Genomic DNA, 17,545 nt, shown 5'->3' on the forward strand with positions numbered 1-17,545 from the left:
TTGTTATACTAATTGATTTAATGCGCTATTATCGTTTGAGCATTTTCAGGAGGCTCTTTTAATAAAAATGGCACAACAGCTAAAAGAAGACTAAGTATACCAACTACATAAAAAGAATTTAGATAGCTTAACAAACTTCCTTGGTGTATTACTTGTTGTTTTGCTATAGCAATAACAGTAGGGTCTGAAAGGGGTAGTTTACTACTCCATGCTTGGAAATTCTGGTTTAAAGAGGATATGTTTTGAGATAATTCTTGAAAACTAGTTTGTTGGCTTCTAGAGATAAACGTAGCGACAAAAGCTGTACCAACAGAGCTCCCAAAGTTTCTAAAAAAGTTAAATGAACCGGACATATCTCCCATATCCTCTTCAGCGATACCAACAACTAATATACTCATAAAAGGTATAAAAAACATCATCATACCAATACCTTGAATCATTGTGGTTATCACTATATATAGTTCATTAGCTGTAGCTGAAAAATGAGCTTGCATAATACATGATATGCCGAAAGTAATTATCCCTAAACTTATCGATTTTCTCACACCTATTTTTTTAACTAAGTATACTTGAGTAAATGCTGCACCAAATACAGCAGCGACACCTCTGGGAGCCGTTATATAACCAGCTAGATCGACAGGGTAGCCATATACTTGTTGTAGCATAGTAGGTAGATACGCCATTGCTGCAGAGAATAGTAAAACAAAAGTAAAACATAAAAAGCATGCTAGTACAAAGTTGAGATTTTTAAAAATTCCAAACTTAACTACTGAAGAGTAAATTAATCCTCTCCATATAAAAAACCCTAATGATATTAGAGAAATAGCAAATAAAATGATCATTTCTATAGATTCAAACCAACCGTTTGTATTACCATTATCAATAAAAAATTCTAAACAGCCCACACCTATGGCCATAAAGCTAAAGCTTATGTAATCTATTTTCATTTTTTTGATTTTGGTAGTTTCCATCATAAATAAAATAATAACAAAGGCCACTATACATAAAGGTACGTTTACATAAAAGATCCATTCCCAAGACATATTTTCACATATTGCGCCTCCAAGGACAGGACCAAGTATTGGTCCCATAACGATAACCATGCTATATATAGTCATCATTTTTTTGTATTCATCATTTTTGAAGTTCGTGGAAATATATGTTTGAGCTACAGAAGGTAAAAACGCTCCACCTATCCCTTGAAGTGCTCTGAAAATAATCATTTCTGTAAGAGATGTAGATAAGCCACACATAATAGATGAAATGCCAAAAATCACAGATGAAACTAACGCTACACGTTTAATCCCATACTTTTCTATTACTAAACCAGATAGTAATATAAATATAGCAGCTGAAACTATATATACAGTAGTTACATCAGCGATAGTTTCGACATTTGCTCCAATAGCTCCCATAATCTGAGGTATAGCTACAGCGACTATAGTTAAGTCGACTATTTCTGCTAAGGCAAGCAAACTTATTGCTAGTGCAACAATAGATCTTTTTTGGCTCCAAAAACCTTTAGCGGTAGATATATTTGCTTGCATGTTAAATTTTAAAGTAAGTTAAACACAAAATATGGCAAAAGCTTATTCGAAAAGTACCTAAATGTAAAGTTAGAATTTTAGTAAGTTTTTATAGGAAATCTTTTTTTAGCTTTTTAACATCGATTTTACCGGTGTTATTTTTGGGAAGGGTTTCAACAAAAATGCATGATTTTGGTACCTTGTAGCTTGCAAGTTTTTCTTTACAGTGGTTTATGATTTCTTGTTCTGTTATTTTTGTCCCTTTTTCTAGTGATACAAAAGCTATTGCTCGTTCTCCGGAAGTTTTTGATGTTATCCCAGTAACTGCAACTTCTCGTATTTGGTTAAGTTTTAAGATACATATTTCTATTTCCCTTGGGTATACATTAAAACCAGACACAATAATCATATTTTTGAGTCTATCAGAGATTGTTAAGCGTCCTTTTGTGTCAACATATCCAATGTCTCCAGTTTTTAGCCAACCGTCTTCAGAAAAATAGAGTTTATTACTTTCTTCATCATTCCAAAACCCTTGACATTTTTGTGGCCCTTTGAGCCAAATTTCTCCTTCTTTAAAGCATTCTACTATTTCTTGATGTGTTTCTAAATCTCGTATACTTAGTTCAGTGCTTGGAATAGGGTATCCACAAGTACCAAAATAATCTTCCTCAGAAATATTAAATTTATTTAAGGAAATAGCAGGAGACATTTCTGTCATTCCATAACCTTCTTTAAGCTCCACACCGGTTTTATTTAGCCATTGTAAATAAATTTTACGTGAAATAGGCATTCCACCGCTTAAAGAATATTTATATTTTGTTTTGTTGATTTTACCGAAATCTGGATGTTCTAACATTGCCATATAGAGAGTATTAAGTCCATTAAAAATAGAAAACTCATTTTTTGACATTGTTTTGATAAGGTTTTTAATATCTCTAGCGTTTGGTATTAAGATATTTTTAGCCCCAGCAAAGAAAAAACAAAATAGGTTAGCACTTAAAGAAAATATATGGTACAAGGGTAGAGCAGTTATTATTATCTGTTCCGCTAAATCCATATCTGCTTTAATCCAAGCCCAAACTTGCTTAATGTTAGAAGCAACATTATTATGTGTGAGGATAGCCCCTTTAGGTTTTCCTGTAGTTCCACTTGAGTACTGTAAGCAAAGGATACTTTCGGTTGAAATTTCAGGGCGCTGATATAGCTCTTTATTTGCAAACATAGCTTTGCTAAATGGGATAAAAGTATTTTTGCTATAGTTTGGCTTATCTTTTATAAGATGTTTTGATACAAAGCCGATAATTTGTTTTTTAGGAAAAGGATATAAGTCAGAAATATTTGTTACTATAACATTCTCTAGAGAATGTATATTTATTCTAGCTTTTTGGATATGATGTGCAAACATATCCATAATGATAGCAATTTTTACATTACAGCTATTTAAAATAGCCTCTAATTCGTCAGCTTTATAAAGAGGGTTAATATTTACAAAAATAGCCCCAATCTTTATACATGCAAATAAGCTAACTGTAAATTGTACACAATTTGGTAAAATTATAGCAACTCTATCACCCTTTTGCACACCAAGGTTATTTTGTAGGTAGCTAGCCAATTTTGCAGCTAAATTATCTAGTTTTGAGAAGGTGAAACTTACATCATGACAAGATACAGCGGTTTTATAAGGAAATTGTATAACAGCATTTTCATATAGGTCTAATATTGTCTGGGTGTTGCTCTCAATACTAGTAGATACATGTTCTGAATAATTACTTAACCACGTTTGTTTAGAAAATTTAGTCATAAAATGTTAAAAAGCACTTTTAGTTGATACATTTTAGCAAATAAAATCTAATGCTATCGAGAAAAATTGTAAATTTTTGTTTAAACATTCTCCATTTTATGATCTTCTATAGTGTGGATGCCCTTAATATACTTATTTAAAGTAGGTATCATGATTATCATTAGAATAGTAATTATGATAAGAGCTAATGCTATAACACCAAATACGTGAGTATAAGTTTCTAGGCTTTCTTGAGTTGTTAGGGTAACTCCTTCTGGAAGAGCTATAAAAGATCCAACATAAGAAGCTAGATATGAAGCAATCATGCTGGAGATAAACCAAAATCCCATGACAAAACCTGAAAAAGCAGCTGGGCAAAGTTCAGCAACCATAGCTAAACCAAGACCAGAAATTAAAAGCTCACCTAAAGATGAGGCTGCATATGAGATTATCAGCCAGTTTCCGGAAACCAAGCCTTCTATAGCAAAGAATTTTGTAGAGTAAAGGATAGCGTAAGAGCTAAACATCATAACCATACCAAAACAAAATTTACTAGCGTGGCTTGAGTTGTTTTTCTTATATAGAATAGCTAATATTGGCGATAATACAACTATCCAGAATGGATTTAATACCTGATATTGTGCAGCTGGTACATCCCATCCTAAGATATTTAATTGTACGTTATGCACTGCAAAAAAAGTAAGAGTAGTAGGCATTTGAAAATATAAAGCAAAAAATATAATTGCTTGAACTATTAAAACCAGAGCTACAAGCATCCTATTTCTTTCATAACTACCTGAAGAAAAAGCTATGTATAAAAAGTAGGTTGTAGCAATAATCACAACTATAGCAGTTAAACTAACACATAGCTTAGTATTTGGTAATATGTTAGCTATTATTAGTAAGGAAATTAAAGCTCCCGCTAATGTATAGACAAATTTAGTTTTGTTTAAAGGTTTACTTCCAGCATTTGTATACAAGGCTTGCATTTTTTGGTAGAAATAGAAAAAGCCTATAACCCCTACAATAAGACCTATACCACAAACTATAAAAGCATATTTATAGCCCCATATTTCAGCTATGATAGGAGTTATACTCATGGAAAATAGAGAGCCAACATTTATAGCCATATAATATAGTGTCATAGCTCCATCTAGTCTACTATCACCTTTTTCAAACATTTTTGATATCAGTGATGATGGATTGGCTTTAAAAATAGCGTTTCCTATTATGATACCAGCAAGTGTATAGTAGATAGTTTCTTTATCAGCAAAGCTAAAAGAACAATAAGAAGCTGCCAGTATTACTGATCCTAAAATGACACTTCGTTTTGCACCAAGTACCTTATCACCCAAATAGCCTCCTATCCATACAAAGCCATATGTGAAAGCAAAGAAAGAACCCATTATATATATCGTTTGTGTTTCAGTCAGCCCTATTTTGTTTGTAAAATACAAGGCAATAATAGCTTGGAAGCCATAAAAACCAAATCTTTCCCAAAATTCGATCGCCCAAACAATCCAAAAGGGGGCTGAGAGTGTTTTGTTATCTTTATTCATTAAAAGCACCATAAAAATAGTATTTAGTGAAATATATTAAAGCATTGTGATAATATTTTTGCAATATTTTTAAGAACATAAGAAAGCCACTATGCTTTGTTTGGTTAAATTGCGCTATCAATTTCAGTTTTATAGTCATCCATAACCTTTATTTTACGAGTGTAATTATTTAGTATAGGAGTCAGTATAAGCATGATAAATGTAACAATAGCTACCCCAACAGCTATATAACCAAATACAGTTGTGTAAGTTTCTAGAATCTGTTGTTTTGTGATACCCGTACTATTTTTTGGTAAAGCTATGAACGAACCTATAAATGAAGCAATATATGAAGCTATCATTGTAGCTATAAACCAAAAACCCATAACAAAACCTGAAATAAAAGTAGGACACAATTCTGCTACCATAGCTAGCCCAAGTCCAGAGATTAAAAGTTCACCTAAAGATGAAGCAGCATAAGAGATAATTAACCAACTTCCAGAAACTACATAGTTTGTGGCAAAGAATTTAGTACAATACAATATGCTATATGAAATAAACATCAGAGCCATTCCTATACAGAATTTTGTAGCGTGAGTGAATTTACTTTTTTTGTAGATTACCGCTAAGATAGGGGAAAAAATCACTATCCATAATGGGTTTAAAAATTGATATTGTGCAGCTGGTACATTCCACCCGAGGATATCTAATTCAACATTATGTTTAGCAAAAAAAGTAAGAGTTGTAGGCATTTGGAAGTATAAAGCGTAAAAGACTATAGCTTCGACTATAAGTATTAAAGCTACAAGCATTCTATTTCTTTCAATTTTTTCTAAGCCAAATGCTATATATAGAAAATATATTGTAGCTATACAGACTACTATAGCTGTTAGAGCTATGCATAAAGTAGTATTAGCTAAAATGTTTGCTATTACTAGAAATGCTGTAATTAACCCAATTAATATGTAAATAAGGTGAGTTTTATTGATGGATTGTTTACCAATATCTGTATCTAGATCTTTCATCTTATTATAAAAAACTAAGAAGCCTAAGAGCCCGATAAACAGTCCAAAACCACATAATACAAAAGCATACGTATAACCATAAATTTCAGAAATAACAGGAGTTAAAGCCATGCATGTTAAACCGCCTATATTAATAGCAAGGTAGTATAAAGTCATAGCGCTATTTAACCGACCATCACCTTTGTCAAACATTTTAGATATTAGCGATGATGGGTTAGCTTTAAAGATTGCATTGCCTATAATAATTCCAGAAAATATATAATATATAGTATGCTTATCAGCAAATATAAATCCTAAATAAGATACTCCTAATATTATTGCACCAAGGATTATAGAGCGTTTAGCTCCAAGTATTTTATCTCCAATTAAGCCACCAACCCAGATAAACCCAAAGGTGAAAGCAAAGAATGAACCCATAAGGTATATTGTTTCAGTCTCACTTAACCCAATTTCTTGAGTGAAAAATAAAGCGATAATTGCTTGAAATCCGTAAAATCCAAACCTTTCCCAAAACTCGACGCCCCAGACGATCCAAAAAGGAGCCGAAAGAGTTTTATAGTTTTTTTGCATAAAATAACCTGAAATTTAAAGTTGAAGAAGATTAATTAAACCATTATACAAGTTATTTTTCAATGCTTTAATAGGTTTGTTTGATGAAATTTAGTATAGATAATATATTTACAGGGGTAGTTTCAGCTTTTAATATTCTTTTGCCTAAATTTACCATAAAAAAATTATTTTCTTTAAAAAAGCTTATTTCTGTATCACTAAAACCGCCCTCAGGACCAATAAAGATGTTAAAGTTGCTATTATTTTTAATTTTACTTATAAAAGAGGGGTCTGTTTTAGTATATGGGCATAAAGTGATGTTCACAGCTTCAGACATTAAATTTATACTGTCAAGCTGCGTTAAGCTATGAATTTCTGGAATAAATACTCTTGCACACTGTTCCGAGGCGTTTATAGCTATTTTTGTCCATCTTTCGAGTTTCTTATCAAAGTTCTTTTTATCAAATTTATGATTAGTTCGTTCTGTTATTAAAGGAAAAATGTTATTAACCCCTAATTCAGTAGCTTTTTGTACAACTAGGTCAAAGTTTTCGTTTTTTATTATAGATTGATAAAGGTTGATAGTGTAGGGGTTTTCATTATCAATTAACTGGGAGCTTACTACTTCAAGTTCAATGTGTTTATTATTTATGACTATTATTTTGGTTTTATACTGTTTACTGTCATGGTTGTTAAATAGCTCTATAAAATCATCTTTCTTTAAGCGTAATACGTTTTTAAAATAGTTATAGTATTCACCTGTTATTTGAATATTATCCAAAGAACTAGAGATACCGCTAAAAAAACCACGAATAGTTCTCATAAAATTATAATTTGTTAAAATATTTACTCTTTATTATTATAATGGGGCTGTGGAAAATAAAAAGTAGGTGATATATGTTTTTAATAAATAAAAGTTTTATAACAAATCTGATATCTTTTTTAATAATTCTATTAGGATTATATTTTACAAACCAACATATAGAAAATATAGGTTTCTACGCCCTATCTGGGGCTTTAACTAATTGGATAGCAATTTATATGCTGTTTGAGAAAATCCCATTTCTATATGGTTCTGGAATTATCCCTAATAAGTTTGATAGTTTTAAAAGAGCTATTAAGAAAATGATTATGGAACAATTCTTTTCTGAAAAGAATTTACAGAAATTTTTGGCAAGTGATGATCTAAAAAAATATCTACAAAATATACTTAAAAATAAGATCGATTATAACACTATCTTTGATAGTTTTGTTGAAATGTTAATGAATAGTAAATACGGTTCAATGATAGAGATGTTTCTAGGAGGAAAATCTGCTTTAGAGAATTTAAGAGAACCTTTTATATCTAAGTTTGATCTAAAAATTTCTCAACTAGTAGCAGAAATTCATATTGACGAGAAAAATATTTCAGGTCAAATAACTACAGAAATTGAAAAAATAATAGATGCTAGGTTAAATGAATTGACTCCACAAATGGTAAAAGAAATTATTCAAAAAATAATCCGAGAGCATTTAGGATGGCTTGTTGTCTGGGGAGGCGTATTCGGGGGGATGATAGGTTTAATAGCTAGTTTTATTAGTTAATTTAAAACCTTTTAGCCTAACCTAACGACGGTACAGAATTGTTGCTTTGTTTATTTTTGATTACTTGGACTTTTAGATTATTGATAAGCCATGGCTTTAACTCTAAAAGGATCTCCTTTAAAGCATCAGTTGTTAAATTAACATACTTGTTTGCTGTTATATCACTACTAGTTATAGGTCGTTTATATTTTATTGTTTTTATTTTAGTTTCGCCATTACGCTCGTTTTTTAGATAAAAAGTTATATAGAAATAGAACTGGTGTCCATCTAAATCTATAACAGGTCCGTATGGTGTAGAGCCAGATAGGGTAAAATCTTGGCGGATATTAACATTTTGGAAAGCAAGATTGTTTACAATATTGTTATCCAAGATATACTCAAAAACAGCAACTGTAAGCATTGTTGTTACAGGTATTGCCCATACACTGTTTTCAAAAGTGTGTAATTGATTACCTTGAATATAAAACATGGACGTAGATTTAGCAGCTTGAGTTTGTATATTATAAACTAGAAGTGTCGTGCTAATGCTAGCATCTTCAGCGTTAGGTAGTTCTTTTTCTTCTAGTTGTTTGTTGTATATTACAAACTGTTTTTCTTCTGGGACACTAATTGGACTTCCAAGTAATGAAAAAGAAAACGTATGTACTGGTAAAATTAAAGCTAACAAAAATAAAAAGTGTTTTTTCATAATTTTTCCTTAGTGTTCTACGCCTCTAACTATTATTGAAGGATCATATTGAAGTAGTCTAATAACGTCATTTAACCGTGAAATAGCTTCCTGACTCTCTATCATATTTTCATTTAGGTTCGCTAGAGTCTTATTGAAATATAACGATGAGTTACTTAAGTTATATAATAAAATATTAACGCTATCTGTAAACTCATTAAACCTTTGAATATTTTCCTCGGACAGCATTTTATTGAATTTGTTTGATATCTGCTGTAAAGAGTCAGCCATATTGTTGACTTTGTTAAGAATACTCTCAATTTGAGATGGTTTAGATTTGATTTCTGGGATTTTGCCTTTTCCTTTTTTAAGAGGTTCTAACGCTGTATCCTCTTTACTAATATTAAAAGATAACTCTACTTTTGATTGACCTGTTATCCCCATTGGCTGTAGGGTGGCTACAGTTTGCTTAAAAATGGGGATATTATCATAGATTTTCATGTAGACACTTATCAACTTAGGATTTTCTTTATTGATTAATATATCTGAAACTTTACCAATACTGAACCCTTTATATGATACATCAGAGCCGACACTTAACCCCGAGATGCTCTTAAAGTTTGTTACAAAGGTTGTAGTAGCTTGATTTTTGAACCCTCCAGATAGGAAAACACCAATAAATATCATCACAAAAACCATAAAAATAACAAATAAGCCAGCAACTACATTTTTTATACTATTTTCATTCATGCATAGGTTCCTCCATGCCTTTTGTTTCATTATGTGAACCAAAGAATTTTCTTATACTTTCATATTGTGTCTGTTGAGATACAAACGCAACATTATCATGTAACATTATTTTTTTCTTATCCATATATATTATATCATCGACTATATTCCAAATTGTGTTTAAGTCATGGGTTATCATAACAACAGACATTTCAAGCTCATTTTTTAAATATAAAATTAGTTCGTCCATAGCTCTAGCAGAGTAGGGGTCTAAACCTGCGTTAGGCTCATCTAGGAATATTATTTTAGGATCTAATGCTATAGTTCTAGCTAAAGCGACTCTTTTTAGCATCCCACCACTTATTTCGGAAGGATACTTGTTAAAAGCTTCTTCTCTTAGTCCTACCATTTTAAGTTTAATGATAGCTATATCAGTTAGTATATTTAAAGGTAGATCAGTATGCTGTTTGAGTGGAAAAATAACATTTTGTAGATTTGTTAATGATGAAAATAAAGCGCAGTGTTGAAACATCATGCTCATTTTACTTGATATTTGTTTACGCTTATAGGGATTATCAATAAGCTTAGAAATTTCTTGACCCAATAGGAATATTTTTCCAGAATAAATTGGTTGTAGCATTAGTATTTCACGCATAAGTGTAGTTTTGCCGCAGCCACTGGCACCAATTATACAGCTTATCTTTTTTGCCGGGATATTAAGGTTTAGGTCCTTATGGATCCACTCTTTACCAAACTTTGTACTTAAGCTTTTTATTTCGATAATATTTTTGTCCACAAAAGCCCCCTAAGCAACACCGTTTAGTGAAACAGCAAATATTGCATCAACAATTATTATTAGAAATATTGAATATACAACACTTGTTGTAGTTGCTTTACCAACACTTTGAGAATCTCTTTTAACAGACATACCCTTTAAGCAACCAATACCAGCAATCACTAGAGCAAAAAAAGGTGTCTTTGCTAGCCCGATATAAAAATGACTGACATTTACATTTGAAAACAACCTATCGATAAACTCAAGAGGCGTTATATCTGCAATCAAATAAGCAATAATGATACCGCCTGTAAGGTTAGCTATCATTGCTATAGTTGTTAGTACAGGTAAACTAATAATTAATGCTGTAATACGTGGCAAAACTAAACGTTGTATAGGATCTTCTCCTATTGTTTGAAGAGCATCAATCTCTTCGTTTACTTTCATAATACCTATTTCTGAAGTAAAAGCAGAACCACTTCTACCTGCTATTATTATAGCAGTAAATAGAGGGGCAAATTCTCTAAATGATGATATACCTAACATATCAACAACAAATATTTGTGTGCCGTATTGCATCATTAGATTAAGCGGTAGGTATGTTAAAACTAAGCCAATAATCAATGATAAGAGTATAACTATACTAAGTGCTTTAATAGTTGAGTCATAAGTTATATTTAATACGATAGAAAAAAAAGAGCTATAAGGACGTCTAAAAAAGTTTAAATAACCTAGAACAATGGCTCCTAAAAAGCTAATACTTAGTTTAATTTCTGTTATTAAATTATTAGTGTTTTTACCTAATATATAGATACTATTAAAAACAGCATTTGGCTTTTTTGAAAACTCAACAATTTCTTCAGTAGGTAGATTTTGACTTGTTAGATTAATAAGGTTTTGATTTCTTCTTGAAGTACAAATGATTTGTTTTTTATCGAGTTTAAACTTGGTTAAAGTTTTTAATATTATATAAGCACCGGCGGTATCTAATTCTTGAACATTTGTTATATCAACAAATTGAATATCATTTTTTAGGTTATTAAGAGGTTTTTCAATAAGCTTTGGTTCTATTTGCTTAAGTGTTAGAAAACCTTCGAAATAAATAGTGTTTTGATCTATTCTTATGTTCATATGGCTATACAAGGTTAAGCAATATCTTTAATTAGTCTAATATACAAGAAAAATAGTTTAATACCAACCTGTAACATCTAAAGTATTAAATTAACATGTGCCATCGTTATCATATTGAGTTAAATTATTGGGCTGAATTACGCCTTCAAGACGATTTTTATATTCTTCACCACCTAACTCTGAGTAGTTTTCCAAGGCATCAAGCATTGCAGAACGCGGTAGAGTATGGTTTTTAACTTGTTGACGAGTAAGTCTGAATTGCTTAAATTTTGTACCAGTATTTAGTCTATAGTAGTACCCTAGAACGCTTTCTGTTGCATTTGGAAAAGTTTCTAAATATACGTCAGCTCCTGAGGCTTTAACACCACAATCTGCTGAAAAACAGTGAAGCCCGAAATAATTACTATACTCTCTAGCAAAACGAGAGGTGCCCCAACCACTTTCGAGCACTGCTTGAGCTATAACAAAGCTGCTAGGTACAATACCGACTTTTAGTTTTAACTGGTTTATCATGTGTTGGGGGTCTGTAGCATTGCGTATTTTATAGTAAGATAGGTATGTATCCAGCCTATCTCGCTGCTTTTTTGTAAGTTTTTGGTTTTTATCGTAAGCTTTTTTGAGTTTCTGTAATTCTTCTTGCTGAGCACAAATTTCTTTATTAGCGTTTTGAATTGCTTTCAAAATATAGTTAATAAAAGCTTGTTTTTTCTCAGCAGTATCATCTATATTAAGAAAATCTGGTTTATCAGATTTTTGGCTAATTTTGGTTGCTAGAGCATAAGTAGCATGTTTAGCTCTTCCATAATCAAATGATAAGAAAGCTGCTAATATGACCAAAATGCAGAAAAGTACAAAATTTCTAAAAGTATGAAATTTATTATTTACCATATTTCTAATAATCCTCTGTTAGACGAGGGTCGTCTGATATAGTCGACCTAAGTTGTAATATAAGATTTAACATATCATATGGCATATCACATGTAAAGTTTAGAGTTTCATGAGTTAAAGGATGGGCAAATGAAAGGCTATAGGCATGTAAGGCTTGTCTAGGAAAAGCAGCGAGGTTTATATTTTTTAGTTTAGAAGATGATTTATTATAAGTTTGATCACCTACTAAAGGATGGTTGACACTTTTCATGTGTACCCTGATTTGATGTGTCCGACCTGTTTCTAGTTTACATTCTACTAGTGTAAATCCATTATATATTTCTAAAGGTGTGTAGTTTGTAATAGCTTGTTTACCATTGTAGTTAATAGTCATTTTGACCCTATTGTTTGGGTCGCGTCCTATTGGCTGATCGATTGTACCTGATTCATGAATTTCGCCTTCTACTACTGCTAGATATTTTCTAGAAACCTTTCTATCTGATAATTGTTGAGTAAGGTTAAGATAAGCTAAATTAGACTTAGCCGCTATCATAAGACCCGTAGTGTCTTTATCAAGTCGATGGACTATGCCTCCACGGGGTAGGGTTTTTTGGATTTCATTAAGGCTTAAAAGAGCATTTGAGATAGTGCCAGTCATATTTCCAGCACCAGGGTGAGTAACCATATTTGCAGGTTTATTTATAACAATAATGCTTTCATCCTCATAAACGATATTTAGTTCAATATTTTCAGCTAACCATTCATTTGTTGGTATGAGTGTGGCTTTTATTTCTATTTCTTCATCTCCAATAACTATGTGTTTAGCTTTGGTAGAGTTATTGTTTAAAGTTATAGAACCATCTTTTATCCATTTTTGTATTTGTGAACGTGAGAAATCTTCAAATAACTCATTGATAGTAACATCCAATCTTTTACCAGCGTGTTGAGGAGTTAGAATAATTTTTTGATGAAATTGGCTGGATAGTGTATTATTTGCCATAGTTTAAATTGCTATACGTAGCGTAAATTTTATAATTTGCTTGTATAGGATTATATAAGAAAAAATAAAGGATAGTTAATCAAATGACTAGATTTTTATACTTAATAGCAACCCTATCTATGGTTTTTGCTTTAGTTGGATGCGGGCCTAAAAAGGATAATGAACTTCCCCAGGTTTATACAGGTTATACAGCGGAATTTATTTATGCAAATGCACATAAACAAATGCAAAATAATGATTATTTTGATGCAATCAGATCTTATAAATCATTAGTTGCACAGTATCCTTTTACTCCTTTGGCTGAGAAGGGTATGGTCGACCTTGTATATGTGTATTATATGGACGATGAATCGACTATGTCATTAGCTTTAGCGCAACAATTTATCAAGATGTATCCATATAGCAAGTATAAAGGTTATATTTATTATATGATCGGTATTGTGGGATTTGAGAATGGTAGAGGGCTTTTACAAACTTATGGTCCGTATGATATGGGGCATCATGACCCTACTGGTTATGTTGATGCATATAATAATTTTGAAAAAGCGTTGGCTTTAGATCCTGAAGGTTCGTTTGTTCCTGATGCTAAGCGTAGGATGGTTTATATAAATAATACGATAGCAAAATACTACAACAATATAGCACACTTTTATTATAAGAGAGGGGCTTTTAATGCTGCTATTGATAGGGCATCACAAGTAATACGCAATTATCCTCAAAGTTCCTCTACGGAAGATGCTCTTATAATAACTATCAAAGCATATAGGGATTTAGGATTAAATGTTCAAGCAAAAGCAAACCTTGAAGTGCTTAAGAAAAATTACCCAAATAGTAATTACCTTAAAAACCTAAGGCCAGATGGTAGTGAAGAGCCTAGTTGGTTTGAAAGGTGGTTTGGTTGGTTGTAGTATGGAGATTGTTTGTAATGCATAAAAGGTTTATTACTTAAATAACATAGTCTCTGATGTTGTCTAAAATTATCGTTCTATTAGCTAAGTTGTCTACTTCTAAAGTAAGTCCAGAACAATCTAATACACTTTCTAAAAAATTAAACAAAGTATTTAATGGAGTTGATTTGGTTTGGTTATTATAAGTGTGATATATAGTAGCATATTGCTTATAGTATTGCTTCATTGCTCTAATGATATAACTCATACTAGAATGATCATTAACACGCAGTTTATTAAATATACCACTATATTGTATATATTCTCCTCTTTGCTTAGCAAATGTAATTATTTCAGAAATTATTTCCTTTTCTATTTTTTTATGGTTTAAAGTACTATCCCTATTAACTAAAGCGTTATAATACATTTGTAGATTCCTTCGTAATGCATTTGCTCTTAAAATCCCAGTATTCGAATGTTTAAACCTTTGGTGATTCTGAGCAAAGTGATGGTAATTTTTTAGGGACTTAATTAAATAGCTTAAGAAGGTGATAAAATAGCTTAAGAAGGGGGTAATTCTACGTACTTTATAATCAATAAACATAGTCTCAATTTTATTAGTAGCATCTTTAAGCTTAGTTAATCTTGTAAAACCAGGATCTGCCCAGTTATATAAAAGTAACCGTCCTTGCTCAGACTTGAAGTATTTTGCTACTTGCTTCCTATAGATATCGTATTGATATGTGGTAAGTAAGCGGCAATCATTCTTGAAAGAAGTAACCGTTTGCTGGTAAACAGTTTGTATATTCCTGGTCCATGGTGGGCAAGGATTATCTTCAGTGAATGCTTGTTCACCTTTATATATAATATTCTTGAACGTTTCAGCATTAGCTTCTCTATATTTTCTAACATTTTTTTGTTTAAATGCAGCTAATTGATTATGGTATTCTTGATAGAAATTACTTGAATTTATACGTTTAAAACCATCGCTTTCTCTGAAATTAATAAATTGATTAACGTCGTCATTAACATCGTTAATATATCTATCTTGAGAGACCATATTTTCTAGTTTTTGAAGCAAGTCTAGTAAATTATTATTCTTAAAATTAAATAATATTCCATTTTCAGTTGTGTGCCAAACAAATTGCATGTAAAAGCCGTTTGGGGCACAATCATTAAATATTTTTTGTAATTCTAATTTTGAGGGGAATTCATACTTGATGTTTGGTGCAATATCACAATCTAAATATATTCCGCTAAAGTGATTTAGAATAATAATCCTAGCAATATCAGAGGCAAACGCATAGAGTTGGTTATTTATAAATAAATTATATAAATTCATTAGGGAACCTAATTTTTCTTCTTTTATTTTAAAAAGTTGCTCATCGAATTGTTTTACCTCAGTGAAATGCTTGAGTTTGGAACTTACTTTAATAAAAAGTGGCTCGTCTAACCATAAGCATGTACTCATACCACAATTACTTTTTTTTAAGTGTTGCTGCCATGAGCGTATATTATTAATTACATGTTTCGGTATTTCGCTGCCTGCCCAAAAGAAATGTATATGATACATATTATTTAATGATATGTAAATTTATTATAAAAGCAATTATACTTTTGCGAACATAAAAAACACAGATAATTATTTTAATTGTTTAAAATATATTTTATATAATTTATTTTAAAAATTGTATTATATTTTTATTTAAATTATAATTGTTACATATTTATTTTAATTTTTAATTATAATGGAGTATTTACAAAATAACAAAAGTGAAATTTTACGGTTTGGCTTTGTGAGAGTTTATGCCAATAAAGAGCATTTAAACTTGCCTCAACAAGAAAGAAGAAATTATAGGGAATCAGGGTTGGTCATAATTCAAAACTATATCGATGCGTGTGAGAGTGGAGATGTTTATCTTAAAGATTTGCTTATTAATCTTAAGTTACATGTGGAGCTAATAGTTAAATGTATGGAATCGAAGTGGCAAGCTACCCAGAACTTGTTGAAAATTCGAAACACCAATCTTATTAGTGATGCATATGAGATATTTAACGATGCTTCTACTATTGAAGAAAAAGTTAAACTGATATGTTTACTACAGGAGATTGTATTTTCTGAGAAAACTTTCTTTTCTGGATTACAAGATGGGCAAATTGTTAATCAAGTTACAAACATGGCTATTAGCGGTTTTGATCTTAGGGGAACTTTGAGTGCTATGAAAATGAGAGAAATCCATAATGATATAGGAGAAACCTATCCTTGTAATATACTAATTTATATTGCTGTTTTATATATTTATGATCTTATAGATAAAGTGAGTTTTATTGAAATAGAAGAAGATACATGGGGTGATAAATTTAATAACGCGATAAGTTTAAATAGTGTTTTTATAGCAAAGCTGCTAGAGGAGCTAACTAAAAATATAAAGACTTATGATTTTAGAACATTAAAATTTGATCCTATAGTTATCAAAGATGCTAAAATAGATCCTAATTTAATAAGTTATAAGTATGCTCATACAGAGCTAACCAGAAATAGTAATAAAGATGATATTAATGATAGTGCAGCGCTTTTTGTTTTCTATAAATTATTTGAACAGATCTTTGCTGGGTACAATTATTCTTCTCATACTAAATTTAAAAACTATAGGAAGTTTATATGGGCTTATGTAGGCAAAGAAAATAACTCTTCACGCAGAAGTTTCGATCAGGAGGTTAAAGTAGATAATGAAATTGAGGTTTGGAGTTATGCAAAAAAAAGAAACCTAAGAAGTTTTTGCAACAAGGAGCTTAGTAACTTTGGAAATATCTCGGAACTTGATGCAAGAAGAAGTTTCAAGAATTTTAGTAATCAAAACTTAAATATAGGCAAAGAAGAAATTTTCTATGATGCCTACGGTAGCGAAACTGATTTAATAAATGCTCATGGGGCTGTATCAAGAGGAAGCACTCTTTATAAGAGTTGTATGTCTGTTAAAGGAGAAAAAAACAATTCCTTATGTGAAGAAAGAAAAGCTAGAGACAGATCATCAGTTAAAGAGATAGGATTAGGATCAGGCAAAAAAAGCAATAGTAGTGGGACAAAAAAAAATGTTTCTGTTAAAGAATTTATAGATGTTAAAGAAGAGGTTTTAAGAATACTAGGACGGTACTTAAAGTTGAACTCTTTAGACCCTTCAACTTCTTGGAATATAACACTACGTGTTTTTGATCAAAAGCATCATGCAGGACGTATGAGAGAGGTTATTAAGTCAGTTAGGCAGCAAAATACTATAGGTGATATATCAAATATTTTAAAGGGGCAAAAAACAAAGTTTGAAGATGTTGATAGCAATAAGCAACCTAAATACACATGTAAAGAACGCATTGGTAGTCGTTGGAACCAGGATGTAAATAAAATAAAAAACGTACCTAAAAATTTGGCAAAATCAAAGTTTTATCAAACTATTTGTACAGCAATAAATATTTGTGAAAGATGTTAATA

At 31.1% G+C, this 17,545-nt stretch carries 15 protein-coding genes; 3 read left to right on the plus strand and 12 right to left on the minus strand.

Translation table 11 applies throughout. The annotated features are described in order from the left end of the window. Positions 1–17: 17 nt before the first annotated feature. The 5 genes from SD28_RS04065 to SD28_RS04085 all read right to left on the minus strand — a co-directional run bounded on the left by SD28_RS04065 (position 18) and on the right by SD28_RS04085 (position 7,241). Positions 18–1,547: an MDR family MFS transporter gene (locus SD28_RS04065; RefSeq protein ID WP_039124342.1), complete on the minus strand. Its 1,530-nt coding sequence runs from the start codon at positions 1,545–1,547 to the stop codon at positions 18–20. 88 nt (positions 1,548–1,635) lie between these two features. Further along, positions 1,636–3,327, minus strand: coding sequence for a long-chain-fatty-acid--CoA ligase (locus SD28_RS04070; protein ID WP_039124344.1), 1,692 nt, complete (start codon positions 3,325–3,327; stop codon positions 1,636–1,638). 80 nt (positions 3,328–3,407) lie between these two features. Then, positions 3,408–4,865, minus strand: a complete 1,458-nt coding sequence (locus tag SD28_RS04075; protein ID WP_039124347.1) for an oligopeptide:H+ symporter — start codon at positions 4,863–4,865, stop codon at positions 3,408–3,410. 104 nt (positions 4,866–4,969) lie between these two features. Continuing rightward, complete coding sequence (locus SD28_RS04080; protein WP_039124349.1) at positions 4,970–6,439, minus strand: oligopeptide:H+ symporter; 1,470 nt, start codon at positions 6,437–6,439, stop codon at positions 4,970–4,972. Between the two features lie 67 nt (positions 6,440–6,506). Continuing rightward, the gene (locus tag SD28_RS04085) at positions 6,507–7,241 is read right to left on the minus strand and encodes a 16S rRNA (uracil(1498)-N(3))-methyltransferase (RefSeq protein ID WP_039124351.1); all 735 of its coding nucleotides are present in this window, start codon (positions 7,239–7,241) and stop codon (positions 6,507–6,509) included. A 74-nt stretch (positions 7,242–7,315) separates the two neighbouring features. Between SD28_RS04085 and SD28_RS04090 the strand changes: the two genes are divergently transcribed. Then, entirely contained in the window at positions 7,316–8,002 is a 687-nt protein-coding gene (locus SD28_RS04090; protein WP_039124353.1) for a DUF445 family protein, read from the plus strand. A 16-nt stretch (positions 8,003–8,018) separates the two neighbouring features. Here SD28_RS04090 and SD28_RS04095 read toward each other — a convergent pair whose 3' ends face one another. The 6 genes from SD28_RS04095 to SD28_RS04120 form a co-directional block, all read right to left on the minus strand. Then, on the minus strand, positions 8,019–8,690 hold the full coding sequence (locus tag SD28_RS04095; protein ID WP_039124356.1) for a hypothetical protein: 672 nt from the start codon (positions 8,688–8,690) through the stop codon (positions 8,019–8,021). 9 nt (positions 8,691–8,699) lie between these two features. Continuing rightward, positions 8,700–9,419, minus strand: a complete 720-nt coding sequence (locus SD28_RS04100; protein ID WP_039124358.1) for an MlaD family protein — start codon at positions 9,417–9,419, stop codon at positions 8,700–8,702. Next, positions 9,412–10,194: an ABC transporter ATP-binding protein gene (locus SD28_RS04105; protein WP_039124361.1), complete on the minus strand. Its 783-nt coding sequence runs from the start codon at positions 10,192–10,194 to the stop codon at positions 9,412–9,414. The genes SD28_RS04100 and SD28_RS04105 overlap by 8 nt, the downstream gene beginning before the upstream one ends. Positions 10,195–10,203: 9 nt before the next feature. Continuing rightward, positions 10,204–11,304 carry an MlaE family ABC transporter permease gene (locus SD28_RS04110; protein WP_039124364.1) on the minus strand — a complete coding sequence of 367 codons (1,101 nt, stop codon included), beginning with the start codon at positions 11,302–11,304 and terminating at the stop codon, positions 10,204–10,206. Between the two features lie 90 nt (positions 11,305–11,394). Beyond that, positions 11,395–12,192, minus strand: coding sequence for a glucosaminidase domain-containing protein (locus SD28_RS04115; RefSeq protein WP_039124366.1), 798 nt, complete (start codon positions 12,190–12,192; stop codon positions 11,395–11,397). A 4-nt stretch (positions 12,193–12,196) separates the two neighbouring features. Further along, complete coding sequence (locus tag SD28_RS04120) at positions 12,197–13,171, minus strand: RluA family pseudouridine synthase (RefSeq protein WP_039124368.1); 975 nt, start codon at positions 13,169–13,171, stop codon at positions 12,197–12,199. 83 nt (positions 13,172–13,254) lie between these two features. On the opposite strand from SD28_RS04120, the gene SD28_RS04125 reads away from it, so the two are divergent. Continuing rightward, a complete protein-coding gene (locus SD28_RS04125; protein WP_039124370.1) occupies positions 13,255–14,079 on the plus strand; it encodes an outer membrane protein assembly factor BamD in 825 nt (274 codons plus the stop codon). Between the two features lie 37 nt (positions 14,080–14,116). On the opposite strand, the gene SD28_RS04130 is transcribed toward SD28_RS04125, so the two are convergent. Continuing rightward, the gene (locus SD28_RS04130; RefSeq protein ID WP_039124373.1) at positions 14,117–15,529 is read right to left on the minus strand and encodes a glycosyltransferase; all 1,413 of its coding nucleotides are present in this window, start codon (positions 15,527–15,529) and stop codon (positions 14,117–14,119) included. 325 nt (positions 15,530–15,854) lie between these two features. Here SD28_RS04130 and SD28_RS04135 point away from each other — a divergent pair, with 325 nt between their 5' ends. Then, positions 15,855–17,543 carry a hypothetical protein gene (locus SD28_RS04135; RefSeq protein ID WP_169742482.1) on the plus strand — a complete coding sequence of 563 codons (1,689 nt, stop codon included), beginning with the start codon at positions 15,855–15,857 and terminating at the stop codon, positions 17,541–17,543. Positions 17,544–17,545 lie beyond the last annotated feature (2 nt).

The sequence above is a fragment of the Allofrancisella guangzhouensis genome, assembly GCF_000815225.1.
GTDB classification, from domain to species: Bacteria; Pseudomonadota; Gammaproteobacteria; order Francisellales; family Francisellaceae; genus Francisella; species Francisella guangzhouensis.